The organism is Scytonema hankhaensis NUACC26 (assembly GCF_045865695.1).
In the GTDB taxonomy this organism is placed as follows: domain Bacteria; phylum Cyanobacteriota; class Cyanobacteriia; order Cyanobacteriales; family Nostocaceae; genus Scytonema.
In genome coordinates, this window is record NZ_BAACAP010000223.1 from 76503 (window position 1) to 97314 (window position 20812).

At 40.1% G+C, this 20812-nt stretch carries 17 protein-coding genes and 4 pseudogenes; 9 read left to right on the top strand and 12 right to left on the bottom strand.

Annotated elements, in window-relative coordinates:
* Positions 1-696: 696 nt before the first annotated feature.
* The 3 pseudogenes from ACKTT2_RS31800 to ACKTT2_RS31810 form a co-directional block, all read right to left on the bottom strand.
* Positions 697-1122 (bottom strand): annotated as a pseudogene (locus tag ACKTT2_RS31800) (DNA gyrase subunit B); the annotation flags it as partial.
* Between the two features lie 6 nt (positions 1123-1128).
* A pseudogene (locus ACKTT2_RS31805) lies at positions 1129-2778 on the bottom strand (LAGLIDADG family homing endonuclease); the annotation flags it as partial.
* Between the two features lie 201 nt (positions 2779-2979).
* Positions 2980-5592: pseudogene (locus ACKTT2_RS31810) on the bottom strand (ATP-binding protein); the annotation flags it as partial.
* A 223-nt stretch (positions 5593-5815) separates the two neighbouring features.
* Here ACKTT2_RS31810 and miaA point away from each other — a divergent pair.
* Positions 5816-6736, top strand: a complete 921-nt coding sequence (gene miaA, locus ACKTT2_RS31815) for a tRNA (adenosine(37)-N6)-dimethylallyltransferase MiaA (RefSeq protein WP_407894274.1) — start codon at positions 5816-5818, stop codon at positions 6734-6736.
* Positions 6737-6786: 50 nt separating this feature from the next.
* Here miaA and ACKTT2_RS31820 read toward each other — a convergent pair whose 3' ends face one another.
* The 4 genes from ACKTT2_RS31820 to ACKTT2_RS31835 all read right to left on the bottom strand — a co-directional run bounded on the left by ACKTT2_RS31820 (position 6787) and on the right by ACKTT2_RS31835 (position 8081).
* A complete protein-coding gene (locus ACKTT2_RS31820; protein ID WP_407894276.1) occupies positions 6787-7059 on the bottom strand; it encodes a hypothetical protein in 273 nt (90 codons plus the stop codon).
* A 26-nt stretch (positions 7060-7085) separates the two neighbouring features.
* Positions 7086-7307, bottom strand: a complete 222-nt coding sequence (locus ACKTT2_RS31825) for a DNA-binding protein (protein WP_407894278.1) — start codon at positions 7305-7307, stop codon at positions 7086-7088.
* Positions 7308-7456: 149 nt separating this feature from the next.
* Positions 7457-7816, bottom strand: coding sequence for a hypothetical protein (locus ACKTT2_RS31830; protein WP_407894280.1), 360 nt, complete (start codon positions 7814-7816; stop codon positions 7457-7459).
* A gap of 70 nt (positions 7817-7886) precedes the next feature.
* Complete coding sequence (locus ACKTT2_RS31835; RefSeq protein ID WP_407894282.1) at positions 7887-8081, bottom strand: type II toxin-antitoxin system HicB family antitoxin; 195 nt, start codon at positions 8079-8081, stop codon at positions 7887-7889.
* Between the two features lie 334 nt (positions 8082-8415).
* Between ACKTT2_RS31835 and ACKTT2_RS31840 the strand changes: the two genes are divergently transcribed.
* A complete protein-coding gene (locus ACKTT2_RS31840) occupies positions 8416-8895 on the top strand; it encodes a hypothetical protein (RefSeq protein ID WP_407894284.1) in 480 nt (159 codons plus the stop codon).
* A 759-nt stretch (positions 8896-9654) separates the two neighbouring features.
* Here the strand turns inward: ACKTT2_RS31840 and ACKTT2_RS31845 are convergent.
* From ACKTT2_RS31845 to ACKTT2_RS31855, 3 genes are read right to left on the bottom strand one after another with little or no spacing between them, the layout of a single operon-like run.
* On the bottom strand, positions 9655-10098 hold the full coding sequence (locus ACKTT2_RS31845; protein WP_407894286.1) for a DUF488 domain-containing protein: 444 nt from the start codon (positions 10096-10098) through the stop codon (positions 9655-9657).
* An 8-nt stretch (positions 10099-10106) separates the two neighbouring features.
* Positions 10107-10652 (bottom strand): DUF488 domain-containing protein, encoded by a 546-nt coding sequence (locus ACKTT2_RS31850; RefSeq protein ID WP_407894288.1) that lies wholly within the window; start codon positions 10650-10652, stop codon positions 10107-10109.
* Positions 10653-10663: 11 nt separating this feature from the next.
* Positions 10664-11038 (bottom strand): hypothetical protein, encoded by a 375-nt coding sequence (locus tag ACKTT2_RS31855; RefSeq protein ID WP_407894290.1) that lies wholly within the window; start codon positions 11036-11038, stop codon positions 10664-10666.
* A 37-nt stretch (positions 11039-11075) separates the two neighbouring features.
* Here ACKTT2_RS31855 and ACKTT2_RS31860 point away from each other — a divergent pair, with 37 nt between their 5' ends.
* On the top strand, positions 11076-11231 hold the full coding sequence (locus ACKTT2_RS31860) for a hypothetical protein (protein WP_407894292.1): 156 nt from the start codon (positions 11076-11078) through the stop codon (positions 11229-11231).
* 391 nt (positions 11232-11622) lie between these two features.
* On the opposite strand, the gene ACKTT2_RS31865 is transcribed toward ACKTT2_RS31860, so the two are convergent.
* Positions 11623-13836: a phosphoketolase family protein gene (locus ACKTT2_RS31865; protein ID WP_407894294.1), complete on the bottom strand. Its 2214-nt coding sequence runs from the start codon at positions 13834-13836 to the stop codon at positions 11623-11625.
* Between the two features lie 195 nt (positions 13837-14031).
* Between ACKTT2_RS31865 and ACKTT2_RS31870 the strand changes: the two genes are divergently transcribed.
* Positions 14032-14355, top strand: a complete 324-nt coding sequence (locus ACKTT2_RS31870) for a cytochrome P450 (protein ID WP_407894296.1) — start codon at positions 14032-14034, stop codon at positions 14353-14355.
* Positions 14337-14459, top strand: a complete 123-nt coding sequence (locus tag ACKTT2_RS31875) for a hypothetical protein (protein ID WP_407894298.1) — start codon at positions 14337-14339, stop codon at positions 14457-14459. The genes ACKTT2_RS31870 and ACKTT2_RS31875 overlap by 19 nt, the downstream gene beginning before the upstream one ends.
* Before the next feature lie 257 nt (positions 14460-14716).
* Here ACKTT2_RS31875 and ACKTT2_RS31880 read toward each other — a convergent pair.
* Positions 14717-14860: pseudogene (locus tag ACKTT2_RS31880) on the bottom strand (diversity-generating retroelement protein Avd); the annotation flags it as partial.
* Between the two features lie 507 nt (positions 14861-15367).
* Here ACKTT2_RS31880 and ACKTT2_RS31885 point away from each other — a divergent pair.
* From ACKTT2_RS31885 to ACKTT2_RS31900, 4 genes are all read left to right on the top strand, one after another.
* A complete protein-coding gene (locus ACKTT2_RS31885; protein WP_407894310.1) occupies positions 15368-16774 on the top strand; it encodes a cytochrome P450 in 1407 nt (468 codons plus the stop codon).
* Between the two features lie 150 nt (positions 16775-16924).
* Positions 16925-18268, top strand: coding sequence for a cytochrome P450 (locus ACKTT2_RS31890; RefSeq protein ID WP_407894300.1), 1344 nt, complete (start codon positions 16925-16927; stop codon positions 18266-18268).
* An 85-nt stretch (positions 18269-18353) separates the two neighbouring features.
* Positions 18354-19094 carry an LmeA family phospholipid-binding protein gene (locus ACKTT2_RS31895; RefSeq protein WP_407894302.1) on the top strand — a complete coding sequence of 247 codons (741 nt, stop codon included), beginning with the start codon at positions 18354-18356 and terminating at the stop codon, positions 19092-19094.
* 231 nt (positions 19095-19325) lie between these two features.
* Positions 19326-20812, top strand: a 1487-nt coding sequence (locus ACKTT2_RS31900) for a phytoene desaturase family protein (protein ID WP_407894304.1), incomplete at its 3' end; no start/stop codon positions are given.

Here is a 20812-nt window from a genome sequence, read left to right on the forward strand (position 1 = left end):
CAATCTCATTCAGATAGTGATGCAACTTCAGAAACACGGTAGCCCCCAAGTAACGCTACACATTTCGTTCTCAGTATGTGCCAGACAACAAGGCCGTTGATTGAGAGTGCATTCCACTAACTATAAAGAGATGATAATATTATGATTACAATTTACAGATATTTTCTTCAAATACTGTGATTTTTAATACCTTTATTAACAAAATAAATTACTCTATCTGAAGAAAGAGATTAATAAATATTTTTTATATGTTTTATAAACAACTTTAAATAATATAAAGTAAATCTTTAAAAATCTTTACTGCTAAAACCTCTGTTCGGAGTATTCTGGCGACTGGGGATTGGGGATTGGGAAAGAGACATTTTCGTCTTTGGTTGTGGGATCTTCTCTCGATCCGGTGGCTCTGCCTGGGAATGCTTTACAGGAGGCGGAGCCTCCAGATGATTACAGTAGTTTTCATACACATCTTGTGGAGTGATAGTATTGTTCGCTTACTCGAAAACTGCTGTCAGTTGAGGCAGAGGCTCGAAATACACATTCCCAGGTAGAACCACCGGATCGAGGAAGAACGAGGAAGACGAAGAAAATTCATGGACTATATGTGGGGTGGTTTTCTAGCCCGCCTTATAAATAAGTGTACGGGCGTCCTCGCCCGTACCACGAACTTCTGGGAGAATTTATTGCTTGGAAATCCCCTTAGATGTCTAAATCCGTCAGGTTAAGTTTAGAACCGTAGGTTTCAATGAATTCGCGACGGGGGGCTACACGATCGCCCATCAAAATTGTGAAAATGCGATCGGCTTCAGCAGCATCTTCAATTTCCACTTGTTTGAGAGTACGTTGTGCTGGGTCCATAGTGGTATCCCAAAGCTGTTGAGGCATCATTTCACCCAACCCTTTAAAGCGTTGTATGGTGTAATTCGCGTTTTCAGGAAAACTTCTTATGTGTTCTTGTAATTCGCGCTCGCTGTAAAGATACCTATGATTTTTGCCCCTTTCCACCTTAAAGAGTGGAGGACAAGCAATGTAGACGTAGCCTTGCTCAATCAACGCCCTCTGATACCGATAGAAGAAAGTTAACAACAGTGTACGGATATGAGCGCCATCTACATCAGCATCCGTATTATGTGCACACAAACCACCAGTTCCACAGACAAAGTTTTCATCATCTTGAACTGAGAAGTCGTAAACATACTCACCTACTGGTTCAATTTCCTCAGCACGAATAACGCGCAGTCCCATCAAATCATCACTGATATGCACGTAGTCTTGAGCCTTACGAACAGGACTTGCTAATAACACCTCTAGTTTGTGAGCATTTGCGTGTCGCTGCCAAATTTGACGGCATTTAGCAATTTGTTCTTTACCACAAATGGTAATGCTGTAGTAAGGATGCCTTGTTTGAATGAGCGCATTTAGATTTTGGGATGGTAGATGATAAGAGTTTGCAGCAATTATGCCAAGTTGCCCTAATAGATATAACAGACCATCCTTAAGCTCGGCAGAGTTTGTGGTGAACGATAGGTGTTTCCCTACTGTTGTACCATCACCAAGGAAATAACTTTCCAAGAAAGCGAGTTGCAGTTCTTCAGATACGCTAAACAAAATATCTGGCAATTTCTTTTGGTGTGCTACCTCAGCTACGTTCCATGCTCGCAACAATCTAGCAGCCGCGACACTGTGGAAGTAGAGCTTAATCCCATCACTATTGGGATCGTTATACTGACGTGGTGTTTCCCCAAAGACTGCTTCAACAGCAGCTTTGATTTCTGGTATGAACTGCTCGTCCTTTTTACCCAAGTTAAGGCTAACTTGATGTTTGCTCAATGTTCCTTCAGCAACATACCAGCCCAAAAACCACATTAATTCGCGAGTAATGGGTAAGTAACGCGCAAATACTTTTTCACCATGTGCTTGTGGGACAAGCTGTACATCATCACCCAACTGAGCCACTTCACTAGATGTAAATTCATCCAATGGCTTGTAGCAGCTTACCTTACGCCAACGGGCATTCTTGCTCGTATCATCTTGAGCTAACCACTCATCTAATTTGGAAGGCAGTTGCTCGTAGACAACAGTATCATCCCAGTTAATTGCATCCAAATAACTAAGGAATTGGGACAAAATGGGTTTGTTGATACCACGTTCCCAGTGACTGATAGTAATTGGTTGCTTGACTCCACAGGCACTTGCTACCTGCATTTGACTTTTTCCAGATTGCTGACGTGCTACGATTAGGCGCTGCCAATCTTTAGTTTCCACCGCAATTCGCGGTTCGCTCAACAAGTCGCTACGTTCTACTTTTGCCAAAACTCGTGAAGCTGCTACGCGACGAACATCTTCTCCTTTGACATACAGCCCTTTTGTTAATTCCGCACGATAGAAGGTGTCAAGTAAGTCGATGCGTGTGGGGCAATCTTGAGGACGGGGTAAGCGGCGACTAGCAACTAAAATGTCACCTGTCTTGATTTCGTTACCTTTCTTTAACTGTACTTTTCCATCTTCATAGACAAACACGCTGTGTGAAGATGTTACCTTGACAGAACGGTTGTAGCGGGTTGTTAGTTTGTACATCGGCTCCTCATGACCGTGACGAATCACGGCTTTGAGAGGTCGGAAGCGGGTAGCATGGGTAACTTGGTCGAAGGAGATAACTTGGTATTGATCAACACTACGACGCCCTTCTACACAATCATCAATCAATTTTCCAATGGAGACAAACTCTGTACGTCCTGTGTTATCCATCACTAGGGTGGGTTCATCTCCGGCTACGCTCATGACCACAACTCGGTGATAGCGAAGTTGAGACGCATCAAATTCTTCACCTTTCACTCCCAATCCAAGTGCTGTAATCAGGGATTGAATTTCTGTGTTTTTGTAAATTTTGGAGTCGTCGGTTTTCTCAATATTGAGGATTTTACCACGTAGGGGAAGAATTGCTTGAAAACGGCGATCGCGTCCTTGCTTGGCACTGTTATGAACGAATATGCCACTAGCTAGAGCAAAATTGTGGGTATAGGGAACTTCTATGTCGTAAACGTCTACCCTTTCTTCTAAGTTTTCAATGGAGACAACACGGTGGTTGTAGTTAGAAACTGCTTCCGTGGCAAGAGTTTGATTCCCATTGAAGTAGCGATCGCAAAACTTATCAAACCGTAGCAAAGACTTATCTTTTGTTTGCAAGCGGTAACTTTGATAAGCATCCAAATCCAGCTTGCCTTGCTCAACTTCGATTTCCTTAAGAGTAGCAAGGGTTTTGCGATAGTATGTCTGTTCTAAAGCTGCCTTACGCTTTGCTCGAAACTCTGGTGTCCATTGTTCTTGAGTCTTTTCCCGACGCCAGTTCAACAACTCCTCATCCTGCCATTGTTGCTTTGCCAAGAGAGAATTAGCTGCACGCGCTTGGGGATGATTAGCATAATAATTGCGAACTCGTTCAGCCTGAGATGTACGGTTTGCTTCATCGCTCCAATAATCTTGCTGGGCTTTGTTGAGCCGTTCAATGTTTTGTTGGCGGTACGTGTCGTTAGTATTGTAGTACTCGCGCCACTTACTCACCATGTAAGCTTTGTAAGCTTGGTCTTGCCATTGTACTCTCGCTTGCTGTGAAAGAATTTGCCGCGTTTGACCCTGCTGCATTCTTAAGCTCATCTTGGCACGGAATTCCTTGCTTTGACGAGTTTTACGGCTTTTTTCAATGGCGTCTTGTCTGTGCAAAGTCCGTTGAACATGAGCGCGGTGTAGTGCCAAATGTTTATCAGCAGGTAACCGTTGCAAGTTGGTGGGGTTGTTATTGCGCTTGTTGAAATCGATATGATGGCAGTGGTCTCCATCTGTGAGCTGATAAATTCCCCTAGAACGATTGTACCAATCTGCCAAAACGTGAGTAAATAACCAAGAATCAGAGCGAGGGTCCCAAACCATTTCATAACCATCAATGGTAATTCCTGGCTCGCGCTTATCTGATAACTGACGATACAAAGGCATTAGGGAATCATTTGGTGTGAGCAAAGCAGCTGGCTTATAGCTACCATCGCGCAACATAAAACGGTGATCCGGCGTGCATACAATGGTTTCTCCATTATCCAAAGTCACCTTAATAACTTTGGCATTTACCTTTGTTATTCGGGGGTTAACGATCCGTTCTATACCGATAGTGCCGTCATTACGGATGGTATAGCAAAAATGCTCTTTCCCCATCGCTTGCTCAGCCACAATATCTTTGAAACTGAGAACTCGCCCATCTGCTATTGCTACAAGTGTGTCTCCGTAAAAACACCCACCTGCGCTATCGCCTTCCACGATAAAGATTTCCGACTCTTTGGGATCTCTAGTACTGCAATCTGCTAATTTTCCAGGTAATGGGGAAGACTCTAGTACCGATTTGCGGCGCACGAGTTCCCGTGCGTGGCGGGCGGCTTCTGCTGCTTTAAAAGCTTGAATGGCTTTGTCTAAGATGGAATCGGCAATATTGGGGTGAAATTCTAGGTATTCGGTGAGAGCTTCTCCTACAAAAGAATCTACAATTCCCCGAACTTCGGTGTTGCCTAATTTGGTTTTGGTTTGTCCTTCAAATTCTGGATCGGGAACTTTGACGGAAATTACACCTGTCAAACCTTCTCGGACGTGTTCGCCACTGAGGTTGGGTTCGTTTTCTTTGATTTTGTTGCGCTTGCGAGCGATCGCATTTAGAGTACGAGTCAGGACTGCCTTTAATCCTTCGAGGTGAGTCCCGCCGTCCACCGTCCGAATGTTATTAGCAAAACCGAGAACATTATCGGAATAAGCATCCGTACACCACTGCAAAGCAACTTCTACTTGAACGTTATTACGTTCGCCCTGCACGAAAATAATTTCTTCGTGCAATGGCTGCTTGTCGCTGTTCATATAAGCGACGTACTCTCTAATCCCACCTTTATATTCGTAAGTTTCTACTTTAGGTTGGTCGCTTTTTAGGAGTTCGAGACGGTTATCTGTAAATGTAATTTTGACGCCTGCATTCAAATAAGCCAACTCGCGCAAGCGGCTTGATAAAGTGGTGTAGTCAAACTCAGTGGTAGTCGTAAAAATTTCGCTATCCGGTTTAAAGTTAACAGCAGTTCCCGTGCGATTCTCCTTGGATGCTTTTGCTGCCAAATCTGTAACAGGAACACCCCGTTCGTAACGTTGGTTATGAACCTTCTTATCTCGCCAAACTGTCACTTCTACCCATTCAGACAGGGCGTTTACCACAGAAACACCTACTCCGTGCAAACCTCCAGAAACTTTGTAACCACCACTGCCAAATTTACCACCGGCATGTAGTACAGTTAATACAGTTTCTAAAGCTGATTTTCCTGTTTGCGGGTGGATGTCAGTGGGAATACCCCGTCCATCATCCACAACTGTAACTGAACCGTCGGCATTAAGATCCACCTCCACATGGGTGCAGTAACCCGCCAACGCTTCATCTATGGAGTTGTCCACAACTTCATAAACTAGATGGTGGAGTCCTCGCGGCCCGGTAGTTCCTATGTACATACCCGGTCGTTTGCGGACGGGTTCCAGACCTTCCAGAACTTGAATCTGAGCGGCGCTGTAACTGCTCGTCATGAAAATTCTCCTGATTAGTGGGGGTGAAAAACTCGCCCAAAGGCGAAAAATAGAAAAACACTCCAAAATTGTAGCACAAAAGCCTTAATGGCGACTGTAGAGTGACCTGAAGACAAATTTAATATGGGGATGTACCCTATTGTCTTTAGTTATTTGTCATTTGTCCTTGGTGGAGGTACAAATAACAAATGACAAATGACCAATGACCAATGACCAATGACCAATGACCAAATTAATTGTGATTTGTGGCGCAACAGCAACAGGTAAGTCAGGGTTAGCATTAGCTTTGGCGTTGCGGCTAGGTACTATCATTCTCAGTGCCGATTCCCGTCAGGTCTATAGGGAGTTTGATATTGGTACAGCTAAGCCTACAACAGATGAACAAAAGTTGATACCTCATTACTTAATCGATATCTGCAACCCCACAGATACTCTGACAGTTGCTGACTATCAAGAACAAGCACAAGCACTTATTTCTAGATACGGGGATACGGGAAGTCAAGATGCATCTTCCCTCACTCCACCTCTCCTCTTGGTTGGTGGTACAGGACTATACATTAAATCAATAACGCGGGGAATGAAAATTCCGAGAGTAGCACCCCATCAAGAATTGCGATCGCAACTCGCATCGTTAGGTCAAAGGCAATTGTACGCCATGTTGCAACAAATTGACCCGATTGCCACAGAAAAAATTCACCCTAACGATCCAGTGCGAACTTTAAGAGCATTAGAAGTATTTTACGTGACTGGTCGTCCAATTTCCGAGCACCAAGGAGAAAACCCTCCAGATTATCCGATTCTGCAAATTGGTTTAGACTGCGATCCCGCACACCTGAGAAACCGCATTGCACAACGTACCGAAAAAATGATTGCAGATGGTTTGGTAGCTGAAGTGGAGTTTCTTTGTCAAAAGTACGGTACAGATCTAGCTTTACTCAATACTTTGGGATATCAAGAGATAAAGCAATATTTAGTCGGAGAAATTTCTTTAGAGAAAGCTAAAGAATTGACTGTTTTGCACACGCGACAATTTGCCAAACGTCAACGAACTTGGTTTAGAGCATATCCTGAAATTGAATGGTTTGATGCTGAGAGTCCTAATTTATTAGAAGATGTTTGGCAACGAGTAAACAGTGAACAGTGAACAGTGACCAGTGACCAGTGACCAAATGTGATTTGTTCATACTGACTTACTTATCTCTTTATTAAAGTGAATAGCGAATAGCCACAGACTGCCAAGATAAAAAGTATGGTAGTGGGAAAAATGACAACATCTCTCACAATAAATAAAATCCAATCTTTCCTTAATTCCTGTTTCGCCTTAAGTTCTCGCAACTTCTGCTCAAGCACTGCATCGTCAGAAGATGATAAATTTAGAGAACCTCTAGCAACAAATTTCTCCGCTATTGATGCTAAATTTAGCGATTTACCTGTAATTAAATTATCTATATCGTTAGGATTTTGCATATTCTAAAAATCATTTATATATTATTTTAAGGAATCATAATCTCAGTAGTCAAATCTTGATTTGTTTCTACAATTCCGAATTTCTTACCATTTTCTTTAGCTATTATTGCAATTTGCATCAAAGCTATTGCTTGACGCAAAACATCACTTTTTGTTCCACCTATTTTTTGTGCTAGTTTCTCTAATGTCTCATGAACTTCAGGAGAAACATCTAGATTAAAGCGAATCATTTCTTTTTTATCAGTCATAATCTTATCTTTATGCTAGAAACCAGTTTTCCAAATGTAATTGAGTTATGCGATCGTAATGACGAGTATTATTGGTAACCGATTGAATCTTTGTTCTGACCGAGACTCGATTGGTTAGCCAAGAGATACAAGTATCAGTATCAAGTAAATCACAAATGATAATCCCTGTTAGAGGTACTACGACTCTCATAGATATCTTTGACAATTTCCTCTGGTGTGCGATCGTCTTCCCAAGCACCAAAACTTTCCATAAACATTTCTAGTGGATGATTTTTTTGTTCGTCTTCTAATGGAATTCCTCTTTCAGAAGTGGTAGATTGATTGGATTCAGTAATACCTAATTTCTGAGATGGTTCCTTAGCTTTTGCCATCATTTGCATTAAAGTAATTCCTTGACGCAAAACATCACTTTTCGTTCCACCAATCTTTTGAGCAACCTCTTCTAACACCTGGTTCAGTTCAGGAGATAAATCTAGGTTTAAATGCACTATTTCTTGAGCATTCGTCATGGCTACATTTTTATAAGAAATCTTTCAAAGATTATAGCTTCTGACTGGTGGCAAATTACGTAAGCCACACCTATACTATAATTTCTCTAATAAAGGTTTGAGATTCTTTTGGAACATAAGACTTACCTTGCTTATCTTGAACGTAAAGATATCCCTTAATAGCATCCTTGATATTTTCAATCGACTCATCTAAAGTCTTACCTTGACTTACACAACCAGGAAGTTCGAGAACTTCGGCAATGTACCCTTCATATTCAGAATCCAATGTAAAAATTACCTTAAATTTTATAAACAATTTTTACCAATGTGAAAACAAGGATACGACACAGAGCTTTACTTTCAGGCTTAACGACGTTTTTTTTGTTCTGCTACCAAGACAACCCTATTTAGCGTGAGCGTCAGCAGTGTCTTGCTATCCTACCGAATAAGCTCAGATGAGGCAAGAGAGCGCATGACTAAAGGGGTAATGGTCACAGTGTGCTGAAATAGCTCTATTGTGCACATCCCAGACCTCAACACCCTGCCGCACCGCGCTTTTTTCCTTGCCTCTTGCGGTTTATTAAAAAAATTAAGTTGAATTTATAAAGATTGTAACAGATATGTCTTATTTTAAGAAGAATATAATTTATAATTTATTTAGTGTGAGGTGTGAAAAATTGGCTCCTACTCCCTCTCCTAGTCCTACTGCAGCTGAGATTACTAAGCGTAAAATTATAAAATGGCTATTTTTTAATATACTTTTTGCTCTAATACCTTTAATATATAGAATTATAAGATTGTGTCTTTTTAACTCTTGTGCAAATCCTTTAAATCTTTTGTATCAGCAAGGAGAATTATTACTTTTATCAACAGCAGTTTTTGCTGAAGCAATAGGAGAATTGACTAACACGGAGCCTAGAAATAAAAATGGTGCTTTAATACTCATGGGCATTAGTTTTTTAGCTATTATATTAAATACTAATATGTTCTTAGACTTGAAAAATTTTAAGAATGTAAATTTAGTAGCTATTTGGTCTATTGTCATTTATGCAACTTCAATATTTGTCGGGTTGACTAGTAAAATAATTGGAAAAGATTAGACAATTTATAAATATGGATTAGATTTTTGTTTATAAACAATAGTGAAAAAGGAAATTTTTATGCTTAAAGTATCGTATTTTTCATTTTTCTTGCAAGTCCAGAATCAACAACAATCTTCTCTAATTGAAGTAAAACCTTCCCCTTCTCCTCCTCCAGATTCTTCCTCAACAATGAATTACATTCAAAATTTTTATATTATTTTATTGTTTGTTCTCCCTATAATATCTATTACATACTTTTCTATTTATCTTAAAGAATTAATCAAGAAATTGAGTGAGTCAGGGCAGAAAAATAGAAATATGTGAAGATAGATAAGGTTTGTTATATATGATTGGTATCAGTCATAATTTCATCCTTATGGTACAAACTACTTTTATCATTATACTTGAGTAATGCGATCGTCATGACGAGTATTGTTGGTAAATACTCAGGGCAAGCAAGCGCATCTATTTTTATATCTAAGTATAGATTCTTTCAGAAAATATATACAAACAAGTGAAGGAAATTTAAGTATTAAATATTTTCAATAGTACAATAAGGACGCAAAGCATCTACCTTATTAGGTGCAGTCTCATGGCATCTAGTTTTAAATTTCTACATTTTACTACTAAAAGCTCAATTCAACTAGTCAAGCCATTGTCTTCTCCTTACTAGCTGTGTCTAGTCTAAGCTTATTTAGAAGCTACATTAGCTTATTAAATTATTCCAGCCACTTTTCCTGAAACTATTTACAAGTACGTTTTGTGGAAAAACTAATCCTACAAATGAACTATTTCCATATCCTTTACTATGTCAGCTATCATCTCTGCTACAATTCTTCTATGGCATTTTTCTGCTGTCTTCTCAGAACATAGTAAGCAGATACTTGTACTGCGTAAGAGAGATTGATTTACGTTTATCTGTTCTAAGATGTTTCTACTTTTTAGAAGGCTTTGATACGAACACTCATAATCTTTCCAGTTTGCTGTAGCATGATACTTATCTCGTATATCTTTAGTTGGTGCAAAGTGTGTCCAATGCTCATATTTAATTCCTAAAAGGCTTAAAAAGTACTCTAAATCCTTTTTTTTTGTGAACCCTGCTAGTTGACTAGTGTTATTAAGTCGAACATCGGCTAATAAATCTACCTTTTTCTTTCTTAAAGACTCGAAAAAATCTTCTGCAGTTTTTTTTGTGAACCCGATGGTGTATAGAATTCCCATATTTTTTATCAAAATAATGATGGTTGAAAGTAGGTTTCAATTAAGGATGCATTCTCTAGTTTTCCACTAGCCCGAATATGAATAATGTGTATATTATCTATTGAAGTAGAATCAAAATTTTTATGAAGTAAACTATGTGCAATAATCTTATGTCGATGGCATCGACGAGGATCTTCTTCGCTGCACATTAAGACCGTAGGTTTAGATATCGCTACATACATCAGTTCTAGCAATGCTTCATTATACCGAATATCAGTATCATACTTCTCATCTTGCCTGAAACCCATAGAAGTTTTTAAGTCATTCCTCCGACCTCCTAAAGTCTCTCCCATCCAAATATAGTCGATTTTATTAATTGATAATTCTGACAATAAATTTTCCTTGTCAAAACTTTTGTAATATTTACTGTAGGGTGTACTTCTTACATCAACAACACACGAAATATTGTTGTTTTTTAATAAAGCAATGAAATTGCTAATGCTATGATTAGAATAACCAATAGTAAACAAAGTTAATTTATCTTTATTGGCAACTAAATATTCATTATTTTCCATAACTCATGCTCTCATACATAATCATTAAAGTCATATCCCAGATTGGAAAAACATTTTCCCTTCAACCAATCAGGGAAAGAGAAAACACCAGAAATTTGTCGCCAAACTTGACCTTGCCATTCTCGTGTTACTCCGATTCTGATAAATATCTCTTTATTTTGTAATGCTTTAGTTAGTCTTGCCTTTAAATTTTCTTTATCTTTTTGCCATAAATATTTACAAGCAGCTAACCAATTGGCGTCTGTGACAGGTAAATGTTTGTGATAATCGCCACTGTCGTCGTAGAACGATAAGTGACATCTTAACTGATTTTCCCACACTCTAACTTCAATTTCAGGGACTTCGCGGCTTCTAACAATGACTAGCGAGCGTGCTTCTTCAGCCAAAGCCCTTTGTAGTGAAAAATCTAAATACCGATTCAGGATGGCTAATCGTTCACTTTCGCTAGGTATAGATACTAACCTAGGTGGAATTCTACCATCGATTTCCCAATCTTCAGTGTGGAATGATGATTTTGGTACAGGTTTTAAAAACTCAAGTTCTACTTTCGCAAGAGGTTTGATGACTACTTTTCCTTAAACATAAAGAAATTCTTTTTTTATACCCGGTCTTTCAGAATAATGAATTTCGGGACGGACGAACTGACCTTGCTCATCTAAACCACTGATGCATACAAATCCTTCTCTCATTCTTGTAACACCAGTTACAAATATGACTTTTTTCATTTACAGTATTTCAGTATTTATGACTCCTATTTATGTTTCTATGTTTACAGAAATACCGGGAAGCAAAACCGCAAACATACGCATTATAAAGGGTACGTGGTTTCACGTATTTTTCTATTGGAACCAGATTTTACAATTTTTTCTTTTCTCCCCACCCTCCACACCAATTCTCTGTGACAGAGACACGCAAAAAAACAAGATTTATCCGCGTTCGTCTGCGTGCATCTGCGGTTAAAAACCAAAAATTAACCCACCAACTCAAGCCCCCTCTTCTTCAAAGTTTCAGCAGTCAAACCATTAAAAGCCATTAATTCACCCGCACTCGCCGTCGTTTCCCCACGCCTCCAAGCAAAAGTATCTCGCTTACAAATACTCCTCAACATAATAGGTTCAAGCATTGCACTAGCACCACCAGTCACGCCAATCAAAGCATCACCATCAAACAATTCAGCAAACTTTTCATCGCTTACAAAATGGCCATCAGGTTCGGAACAAGTATCCCAACCAGTATCATCAAGACGATACAAACGACGCGGGTTAATAACAGAAACAATCTTCACTCCAATCCCCTCTTGTTCTAACGCCGTCGCTGCTTCAAAAACTGGTATTAAAGTCATGTCTCCAATAACAGCAAACACAACTTTCTTCTTACCAGAACTTTCATGCAATACGATCGCACCATCAAGCAATCCCTGACGAGTTTGTTCAAAAGTCGTGCGAATGGGTAAAGGAGATTTACTAGCAGTAATCACAATCCCCTTATTCTTAGTCGTTAGCGCCCACTCATAACAAACTTGAATGCTATTAGCATCCGGTGGAAAAACAGGAAACACATTACCATTCCGCATCATAGAAGCAAAATAAGATTCAATTTCAGGACGTTGGTGAGTCCAACCATTGCGCCCTTGCTCCAATGCACCTGCAGTAAATAATGTAATAGTCGAAGGTGTAGGACGACGCAATTCCGCCATTGCTTGCGTCACCGTTTGCCAAATAGGTAATCCGTTGATAGCAAAAGATTCATAAGAACACCATAAAGTTCTCGCACCCATCAAAGACAAACCAACAGCTAATCCCGCACAAGCATCCTCGCTCAAAGGTTCGTAAACTTGACCGTTAGGTGTTTGATTGTATAAATCGTCAGTGGTAGGGTGAATAATCTTCAGTGCTTGGTTAATATTACTAATCCCAGATGCTTCGTTACCATCAGCATTCGTGACGAGGAAATGACTGTCTACCTGTCCAACTTTTGCCACCAATCTTCCCATTGCTGTGGTAGAAACCTTTGCATCACCACCAACAGCATATTCTTCTAAAGGCAATTCGCCCAAATCTGGCAAAGGATACTCAAATTCTGTCACAACAGTCTTCGCCGCAGGTCCCCCACCAGCACGTTCGCAATTTGTCCGTACCAATTCCCAAGCTTCAACTGGTAAAGCACGTTCTTTTAGAGCACTGACAATATGGGGTGCATCTAAAGTATCTTTAGGATAGAGATTATGAGACTTCGCACCTCGTGCGTGAACTCCCGCGCCTTTAAGCTGTTTGATAATAAAAACAGTCAGCTTACCGCCAAGCGCAGAACTTGCAGCCTTATCTACACCTGAGAGTACAGCTTGAGTAAAAGCTAACCTCTTCTCAAAAGAAAATTCGGTACTATCAACATAATCTCCCGATTGGTTTGCGTCGTCAAAATCTTTAGCATCGACTAACACAACTTCCTCAAAACCATTACCCCGCCAGTACGCAATCATCTGTTCGTTGGTTTTGAGAGACACCATGCTGTGATGTTCTTGACTGTAACCGTTCCACACCAATACGGGTAAGAAGTTGGTCGCGCTAGGAAAAGCCGTGTGGAAGTGCGCCATCGAACTCATGATATAAGGTTCGCCCAACCCACCATCGCCAACGGTAAAAGGGAAAAGCTTGTCTTTGTGCAGCAGTGCAGCAGCCATAGCAAAATGTTGCCCCTGTCCTAAAGGACCAGCAGGTGCTAAAATACCAGGAATGTAGCCGGAGAGATGCCCCAACAAACCGTGCTTTTCCCGAAAGCGATCGCGTAATTGCTGCACTGTATGAATTCCCATATCCTCTAGAGAACGATCTAAGAACATGGCACTGTAAAAACCAGGAGCGTGATGTCCCACTTCGGTAATGATATTTTTGTAACCGAGCATGACAAGTGATGCATAAGCTTCTGCTTGACTGGCAAATCCACCTGGGTGTCCGGAGGCTTTACTACCAGTAATTTGCAACGTCAGATAGCGCAAAGCATCAGCAGCAAGTAAGGTTTGGAAGACGGCTGCTGGATCTGAGGGGTTGGCGATCGCAGAATCACCCGACCCTACTACTGGTATTTTGCCATAAGTTTCAAAACCTGGGATAGATGCGCCAAAATATTGAATTCCTTCACAAAAATTGGGAGTCGTAGAAATTTCCTTTGGGGTAATTGCTGTCATGCCGAGTACCTTTATTTGAGTGTTCTGAAGAGGCAAAATAAATGCTCGTTCAATTTAACAAAAATTTTACAACTTTCATGTTGTTAGGATAAATTACTATTTAGTCATCCAACGATTATTATCTTAAATGCCGTACATTATATAATTGAATAGCTTCATGCTAGTGTCAGTAAAAAGATTTTTACAAAAAAATTTATGATGACACTACCAAATCCCGTTCAGAAGCCACCCTCCCTACAGCTACTGGAGTGGATTTTCACTCCCTTGTCCCAGATGGAAGAATGCGCCAAACGTTACGGGGACATATTTACTCTACAGTTAGGTCGCAACACTCCACCTCTAGTAGTCACAAGTCATCCTCAAGCCTTGCAAGAAATTTTAACCAACGATATAGAAAAATTTACATCTCCTGGAGAGTTAAACACAGAATTTGAACCGTTAGTTGGGAAACAATCTGTGTTCACCATAAGTGGAGAAGCACACCAGCGTCAAAGACAATTATGTCACGTTACGATTTAGCTTTAGTCGATACTTATGAAGTAAAACCAAAACGTCGTGGTTTGGTAACAGGTCCTAATTGTCCCATCAAGTTGGTTGTTAAAAATTGGAACCGCAGCCTGTAGCAGACGAACGCAGAGGAATACATACTTCATTCGAGTGAGAAGTGCTATAACTTTTAAAAGTCTAAGAAAATTATGAAAAGTAGGTTGGGTTGAGGAACGAAACCCAACATTTCATCGAATTATTAGGTGTCACTTTGTTCGACCCAACCCACACAATACATTCGGCAATTTAAGATTTACTTTATGAAAGTGCGATCGCTGACAATCTTTTGATAGAGTTGAATAACTGTTCGGCTAATTTTTTTAATCCATCCACCTCACTCTACACCAATTTCGTCTATAATTTTAATGGCATATTCATATCTGTCAACTGATATTTTATCGAATTCGAGCAACATTCGTGTCTGATAGCGTAAAATATCCAATTGAGTATTGAGAGATTCTAATTGAGAAAGTTTATCCATATCCTTTATGAACAGTGTTTATACAGAGCTACAAATGTATAGAATTTGATTCCAGATTCCTATTAGCAATATTTAGTAAATTGATGATACCAGCTAACATAAAAAAATAAAGCTGTTTAAATTCATTGCCGCTACGAGCGCTCTACTCTTATTCCAGAGCAGCGATCGGACGACAATAAAGGAGCTATGTAAAGAAAGGTTAAGAGAACAGAGGAAATGCGATAAGCCGAGGGTATGAGGGCTGAAGCCGTATCACTGTATGGTAACAAGATTGAGAGTGGATTTATGAGCAGAATACAGGTGTAAAAATATTGCAAAAAATATGGAACTGCAGCCTGTAGCAGACGAACGCAGATGAATACATACTTCATTCAAGTGAGAAGTGCTATAAATTTTGAAAGTCTAAGAAAATTATGATAGGTAGCTAATCTATCAAATTTAAGAAAATTGTTTATCTAAAGTTAGTTTCATTGGCAAGAAAGTCAGTACGATAAACAAGATATGATGAAACTACCAAACACTGTCCGAACTCCAGGGCTTATCCAAATTCTGCATTGGATTCTCAGCCCTATGTCGCAAATGGAATCCTGTGCTAAACGCTACGGTGATATCTTCACGCTACAGTTGATACGACCTGTTGTTTTTGTCAGCAATCCTCAAGCACTACAACAAATATTAACAAGTGACACCAAAGAATTTGAAGCACCTAGTGATTGGAATACTGTTTTTGAACCAATGCTTGGAAAGAATTCCGTGATTACTGTAAGCGGAGAATCACACCGAAGACAACGGCAATTATTAATGCCTCCGTTTCACGGTGATAGAATGAAAGTCTACGGACAAGTGATGAGTCAAGTCACTGAAGAAGTGATGAGTCAATGGCAAATAGATAAGCCATTTTCTTTGAGAAATGCAATGCAAACAATTACTTTGCGAGTTATCATGCAAGCCGTGTTTGGATTGTATAATAGCGATCGCGCTGAAGAAATAGAAAAAACTTTATGTCTGTTGTTAGATGAACGCGAAAGTACTCCCATAAGAGTTCTTCAACTTTATTTTCCTGCCTTACAAAAAGATTTAGGACCGCAAAGCCCTTGGGGAAGATTTCTTCGTAATAAAGCAAAAGTTCACCAACTGCTGCAAGAGGAAATTCAAGAACGACGAGAACAACCAGACTCATCGCGCACTGATATCCTTAGCTTGCTCATGGCTGCTACAGATGAAGATGGTCAGCCGATGACGGATGATGAATTACGGGACGAGTTAATGACCTTACTCACAGCAGGTCATGAAACAACCGCAACAGCTCTAACTTGGGCAATGTACTGGATTCACAAGCTACCCGAAGTCAGAGAAAAACTGCAAGCAGAACTCGATTCGTTGAGCGATAAGCCGGGTACGGCGGCGCTGCCATGCGATCGCACAGACTATAGTACCTTGTTGAAGTTACCTTACCTCAATGCCGTTTGCTGTGAAACTCTCAGGATTTACCCAGTAGGAATGCTGACCTTTCCACGGGTAGTCAAAACACCTGTCTCTATGTGCGGTTATGACCTTGCACCAGGTACGATTCTACTTGGCTCAATTTACCTCACTCATCAGCGCGAGGACTTATACCCCGAACCCAAGCGGTTTAAACCAGAACGTTTTTTAGAAAGGCAATTTTCGCCATACGAGTATCTACCTTTTGGCGGTGGTGTGAGGCGTTGCATTGGTACTGCATTTGCTCAGTTTGAAATGAAAGTGGTATTGGCAACCATTCTGTCTCAACTTGACTTGGCGCTGGTGACCAAGGATGATATCAAACCAAAACGCCGTGGATTAGTTACAGGTCCTCATCGTCCTATCGAAATGGCAGTCACAAGCCCTCGTAATATTAAATCTCAACTTTTGGAATCTATTCCTAGTTAATACCAAAATTCCAATCTTGTGGGACAGAAACCCCAATCTTGTGGAACGGGCGTCCCCGCCCGTCTTATACTAGTAGCGGGCTAGAAGCCCGCACCACAAGAAATTGCCTAGAAGACCGCACCACAAGAAATTTTGGGAGATTTTTTTATTATGAAATTCCCCTTACTACAGACATTACAATTAATAGTCAATCCTATAAAGTTTTTAGAAAATAGTGCTGCTCGATATGGCGATCCCTTTTCAGTACGGGTATTAGGAGTTAATTCACCACCTGTAGTATTTTTTAGTCATCCTCAAGCTATTGCAGATTGCTTTGCAGTCCCTGCTAAAGAGCTAGATTTCAAGAAAGCAACTCATGTTTTTGAACCTTTGTTTGGCTCAAATTCTATAGTATTGCAAGAAGGACGATCGCACAACCGACAGCGCCAGTTATTAATGCCGCCTTTTCATGGCGATCGCATGAAAACTTACAGTCGAGCTATTTGTAAAATTACCGAAGAAGCCACACAAAACTGGCAAATAGGGACAATAGTTTCCATGCAAAAAATCATGCCGGATATCACTTTGCAAATTATTTTGCAAGTTGTATTTGGTCTTCGTCCAGGCGATCGCTATCAAAAATTAAGAGAACGACTCACTTCATTATTAGAAGATATCACAAAACCATTATATTCTACTTTATTTTTCTTTCCACCACTACAAAAAGATTTAGGTGCGTGGAGTCCTTGGGGAAATTACAAAAAACGGATTGAGGAAATTGATAAACTGATTTATGCTGAAATTTCGGAACGCCGCCTAGAAAATGAGAATTTAGACAGCAGTTATCGTACAGATGTTCTCAGCCTGTTAATGTCAGCGAGTGACGAAGACGGACAAAAAATGACAGATATTGAGTTACGCGACCAATTAGTCTCACTATTACTTTTAGGATATGAAACCACAGCTGCTGTTTTAACTTGGGTATTTTATTTAATTCACTCTCACCCACAAGTTAAAGATAAGTTGTTAGAAGAATTAAATAGTCTAGACAATAGAGCTAATCCCGAAGACATAACTCAACTCCCTTACTTGAGTGCTGTTTGTCAAGAAACTCTGAGAGTGCATCCTATTGCCTTAATATGTACGCCTAGAATGGTTAAAGATAAAGTAGAGATTGCAGGTCAGAAGTATGAGTCTGGGACAGTTTTAGTACCCTGTATCTACTTAGCACATCAACGTCTTGAAACTTACCCAGAACCCAAAAAATTTCTACCAGAAAGATTTTTAGACCAGAAATTTTCACCTTATGAATATTTACCTTTTGGTGGAGGTTATCGCGGCTGTATTGGTACAGCATTTTCCATGTACGAGCTAAAATTAGTGTTAGCAACAATTTTGTCGCGCTTTCAATTAGCACTTGCTGACAATAGTCCAGTCAGTCCAGTACGTAGGGGAATTACTATTGTTCCTTCAGGTGGGGTTAAGATGGTTATAAAAAGTATTAGCAATGGATAAAATTTTCTATATCTTCATGTAGATACACTTCCTAACTATCCGCGTCTAGATTAGGCGATAAGAGATGTAGGGAGATAGTGAATTTATGTTAGAACAGCAAAAAATTGAAGAACAAATGCTGTCACAAGTTGCTGAAAAGACGCTATCTCAGCAGATGGATAGTGTTGACAAAATAGAAGTAGATGTGCAAACTGACCTGCTGAAGATAATTCAGGGAGAAGCTGATGGAGTTTCGGTTGCAGGTCGAGGGCTAGTCATAAAAAACATCCGAGTACAAGAGTTGGTACTACAAACAGATGGTGTTTCTGTAAATCCTCTAAGTGTTTTATTTGGTCAGGTTGAACTTAATAAGCCAGTCAATACAACTGCTCGTGTTGTGCTGACAGAAGTAGATATCAACAATGCGTTGAAGTCTAACTACATTCGCAGCCAAATGCAAGATTTTTATTTGAATGTAGATGACAGAATTGTTACCCTTAAGCCACAAGAAATACAAATTTATCTGCCAGGAAGTGGTAAGATGACATTTAATGGAAAAATCCTGGTACAAGATCGAGGCAAGACTCAATCGGTATGTTTTGCAGCAATGGTTAGTCCCCGCACTCAAGATAAACCCGTGATGTTAGAAAATTTCAACTGCACTGAGGGAGAAGGGATTGCTCTAGATATAGTTGTTGCTTTAATGGAAAAGGTAAAAGAACTGCTCGCTTTACCATATTTTGTGTTTGAGGATATGGTTTTACGTGTTAAAGAGATGAAAGTTCAAAAGGAAAGTCTCAGACTTTTGATAGAAGCTTATGTAAAACATCTACCTTCTGTACAGTGACCAGTGACCAGTGGTTTAAAATCAATAAATTGGATTTTGGAAGGGAGCTTTTAGGTTAAATAATGTTAGGGGTGAACCTTTAGTGTATTTAGATCCCCGACTTCTTGAAGAAGTCGGGGATCTAAGTCTCAATATATCTCTCTAAAGGTTAACTTTTATAACTCACGAGTGATGAAAGGTTACTCAGAGTTTTCTAGTATTTGAAATAAATCTAGTGGCTAAAAATCAACTATGCAAGCGTATGATGTTGTAATTATTGGAGCAGGACACAACGGGTTAGTTTGTGCTGCCTACCTGTTAAAAGCTGGTTACAGCGTCTTGTTATTGGAAAAGCGTTCTGTTCCCGGTGGTGCGGCTACAACGGAGGAATGTTTGCCGAAGGAAGCACCAGGATTTAAATTTAACTTGTGTGCTATTGACCACGAGTTTATTCATTTGGGGCCAGTTGTAGAAGAATTAGAGTTACACAAGTATGGTTTAGAATATTTAGAGTGCGATCCAGTTGTTTTCTGCCCCCATCCTGACGGGAAGTACTTCTTAGGTCATAAGTCGCTAGAAAAAACTTGTGCAGAAATTGCTCGATATAGCGATCGCGATGCCAAAAAATATGCAGAATATACAAAGTATTGGCAGCGAGCACTTGGTGCAATGATTCCCATGTTCAACGCACCACCAAAATCAGTATTAGATATTTTAGGCAACTACGATATCGCCAAGATAAAAGATTTATTTTCAGTGATTGGTTCTGCTAATAAAACGCTGGACTTTGTTCGCAACATGATGACTAGTGCAGAGGATCTTCTGAATGAGTGGTTTGATTCGGAATTTTTGAAAGCACCTCTTGCAAGACTTGCGGCTGAATTAGGTGCGCCGCCCTCACAAAAAACCATTGCCATTGGTGCGATTATGATGGCAATGCGTCACGACCCCGGTATGGCAAGACCTCGTGGCGGTACTGGGGCATTAGTACAAGCTCTAGTCAATTTGGTAACAAGTAAGGGCGGTACTATCTTAACAGATAGCCAAGTTAAGAAGATTTTGATAGATGACGGTCGTGCAGTCGGCGTCCAACTCGAAAATGGTACAGAGTATCGTGCTAAACATGGAGTCATCTCTAATATTGATGCTCAGCGAGTCTTTTTACAATTAGTGGATACAAGCGATATCAATGCTGCCGATCCTAATTTAAGGGAAAGATTAGAACGTCGCATTGTGAATAACAACGAAACTATCCTCAAGATAGACTTAGCTTTAAATGAAGCCCCACGGTTTGAACGCTATCAACATAGAGATGAATATCTGATTGGTTCCGTACTAATTGCTGATTCTATCGCCCATGTTGAGCAAGCTCATAGTAAATGCACTTTGGGAGAAATTCCAGATTCCGATCCATCCATGTACGTAGTTGTGCCAACAATGTTAGATCCGACAATGGCACCACCAGGAAAACACACCGTATGGATTGAGTTTTTTGCCCCATATCAAATTGCCAATGCAAATGGTACGGGATTAAAAGGAACGGGTTGGACAGATGAACTCAAGAACAAAGTTGCAGATAGGGTTGTTGACAAATTAGCAGAATACGCGCCGAATGTGAAAGACGCAATAATTGCACGTCGTGTAGAAAGTCCGGCAGAATTGGGAGAAAGATTGGGTGCGTATAAAGGGAATTACTACCACATTGATATGACCTTAGATCAAATGGTATTCTTCCGTCC

What these genes read in the sequence shown, in the direction of transcription:
- ACKTT2_RS31825 (WP_407894278.1), bottom strand. Translation starts at nt 7,307, where the DNA reads ATGACTGATAAAAAAGAAATGATTCGCTTTAATCTAGATGTTTCTCCT.
- ACKTT2_RS31870 (WP_407894296.1), top strand. Translation starts at nt 14,032, where the DNA reads ATGATGACACTACCAAATCCCGTTCAGAAGCCACCCTCCCTACAGCTA.
- ACKTT2_RS31830 (WP_407894280.1), bottom strand. Translation starts at nt 7,816, where the DNA reads ATGACGAATGCTCAAGAAATAGTGCATTTAAACCTAGATTTATCTCCT.
- ACKTT2_RS31865 (WP_407894294.1), bottom strand. Translation starts at nt 13,836, where the DNA reads ATGACAGCAATTACCCCAAAGGAAATTTCTACGACTCCCAATTTTTGT.
- ACKTT2_RS31840 (WP_407894284.1), top strand. Translation starts at nt 8,416, where the DNA reads ATGTCTTATTTTAAGAAGAATATAATTTATAATTTATTTAGTGTGAGG.
- ACKTT2_RS31850 (WP_407894288.1), bottom strand. Translation starts at nt 10,652, where the DNA reads ATGGAAAATAATGAATATTTAGTTGCCAATAAAGATAAATTAACTTTG.
- ACKTT2_RS31860 (WP_407894292.1), top strand. Translation starts at nt 11,076, where the DNA reads ATGGCTAATCGTTCACTTTCGCTAGGTATAGATACTAACCTAGGTGGA.
- ACKTT2_RS31895 (WP_407894302.1), top strand. Translation starts at nt 18,354, where the DNA reads ATGTTAGAACAGCAAAAAATTGAAGAACAAATGCTGTCACAAGTTGCT.
- ACKTT2_RS31875 (WP_407894298.1), top strand. Translation starts at nt 14,337, where the DNA reads ATGTCACGTTACGATTTAGCTTTAGTCGATACTTATGAAGTAAAACCA.
- ACKTT2_RS31885 (WP_407894310.1), top strand. Translation starts at nt 15,368, where the DNA reads ATGAAACTACCAAACACTGTCCGAACTCCAGGGCTTATCCAAATTCTG.
- ACKTT2_RS31820 (WP_407894276.1), bottom strand. Translation starts at nt 7,059, where the DNA reads ATGCAAAATCCTAACGATATAGATAATTTAATTACAGGTAAATCGCTA.
- ACKTT2_RS31845 (WP_407894286.1), bottom strand. Translation starts at nt 10,098, where the DNA reads ATGGGAATTCTATACACCATCGGGTTCACAAAAAAAACTGCAGAAGAT.
- miaA (WP_407894274.1), top strand. Translation starts at nt 5,816, where the DNA reads ATGACCAAATTAATTGTGATTTGTGGCGCAACAGCAACAGGTAAGTCA.
- ACKTT2_RS31890 (WP_407894300.1), top strand. Translation starts at nt 16,925, where the DNA reads ATGAAATTCCCCTTACTACAGACATTACAATTAATAGTCAATCCTATA.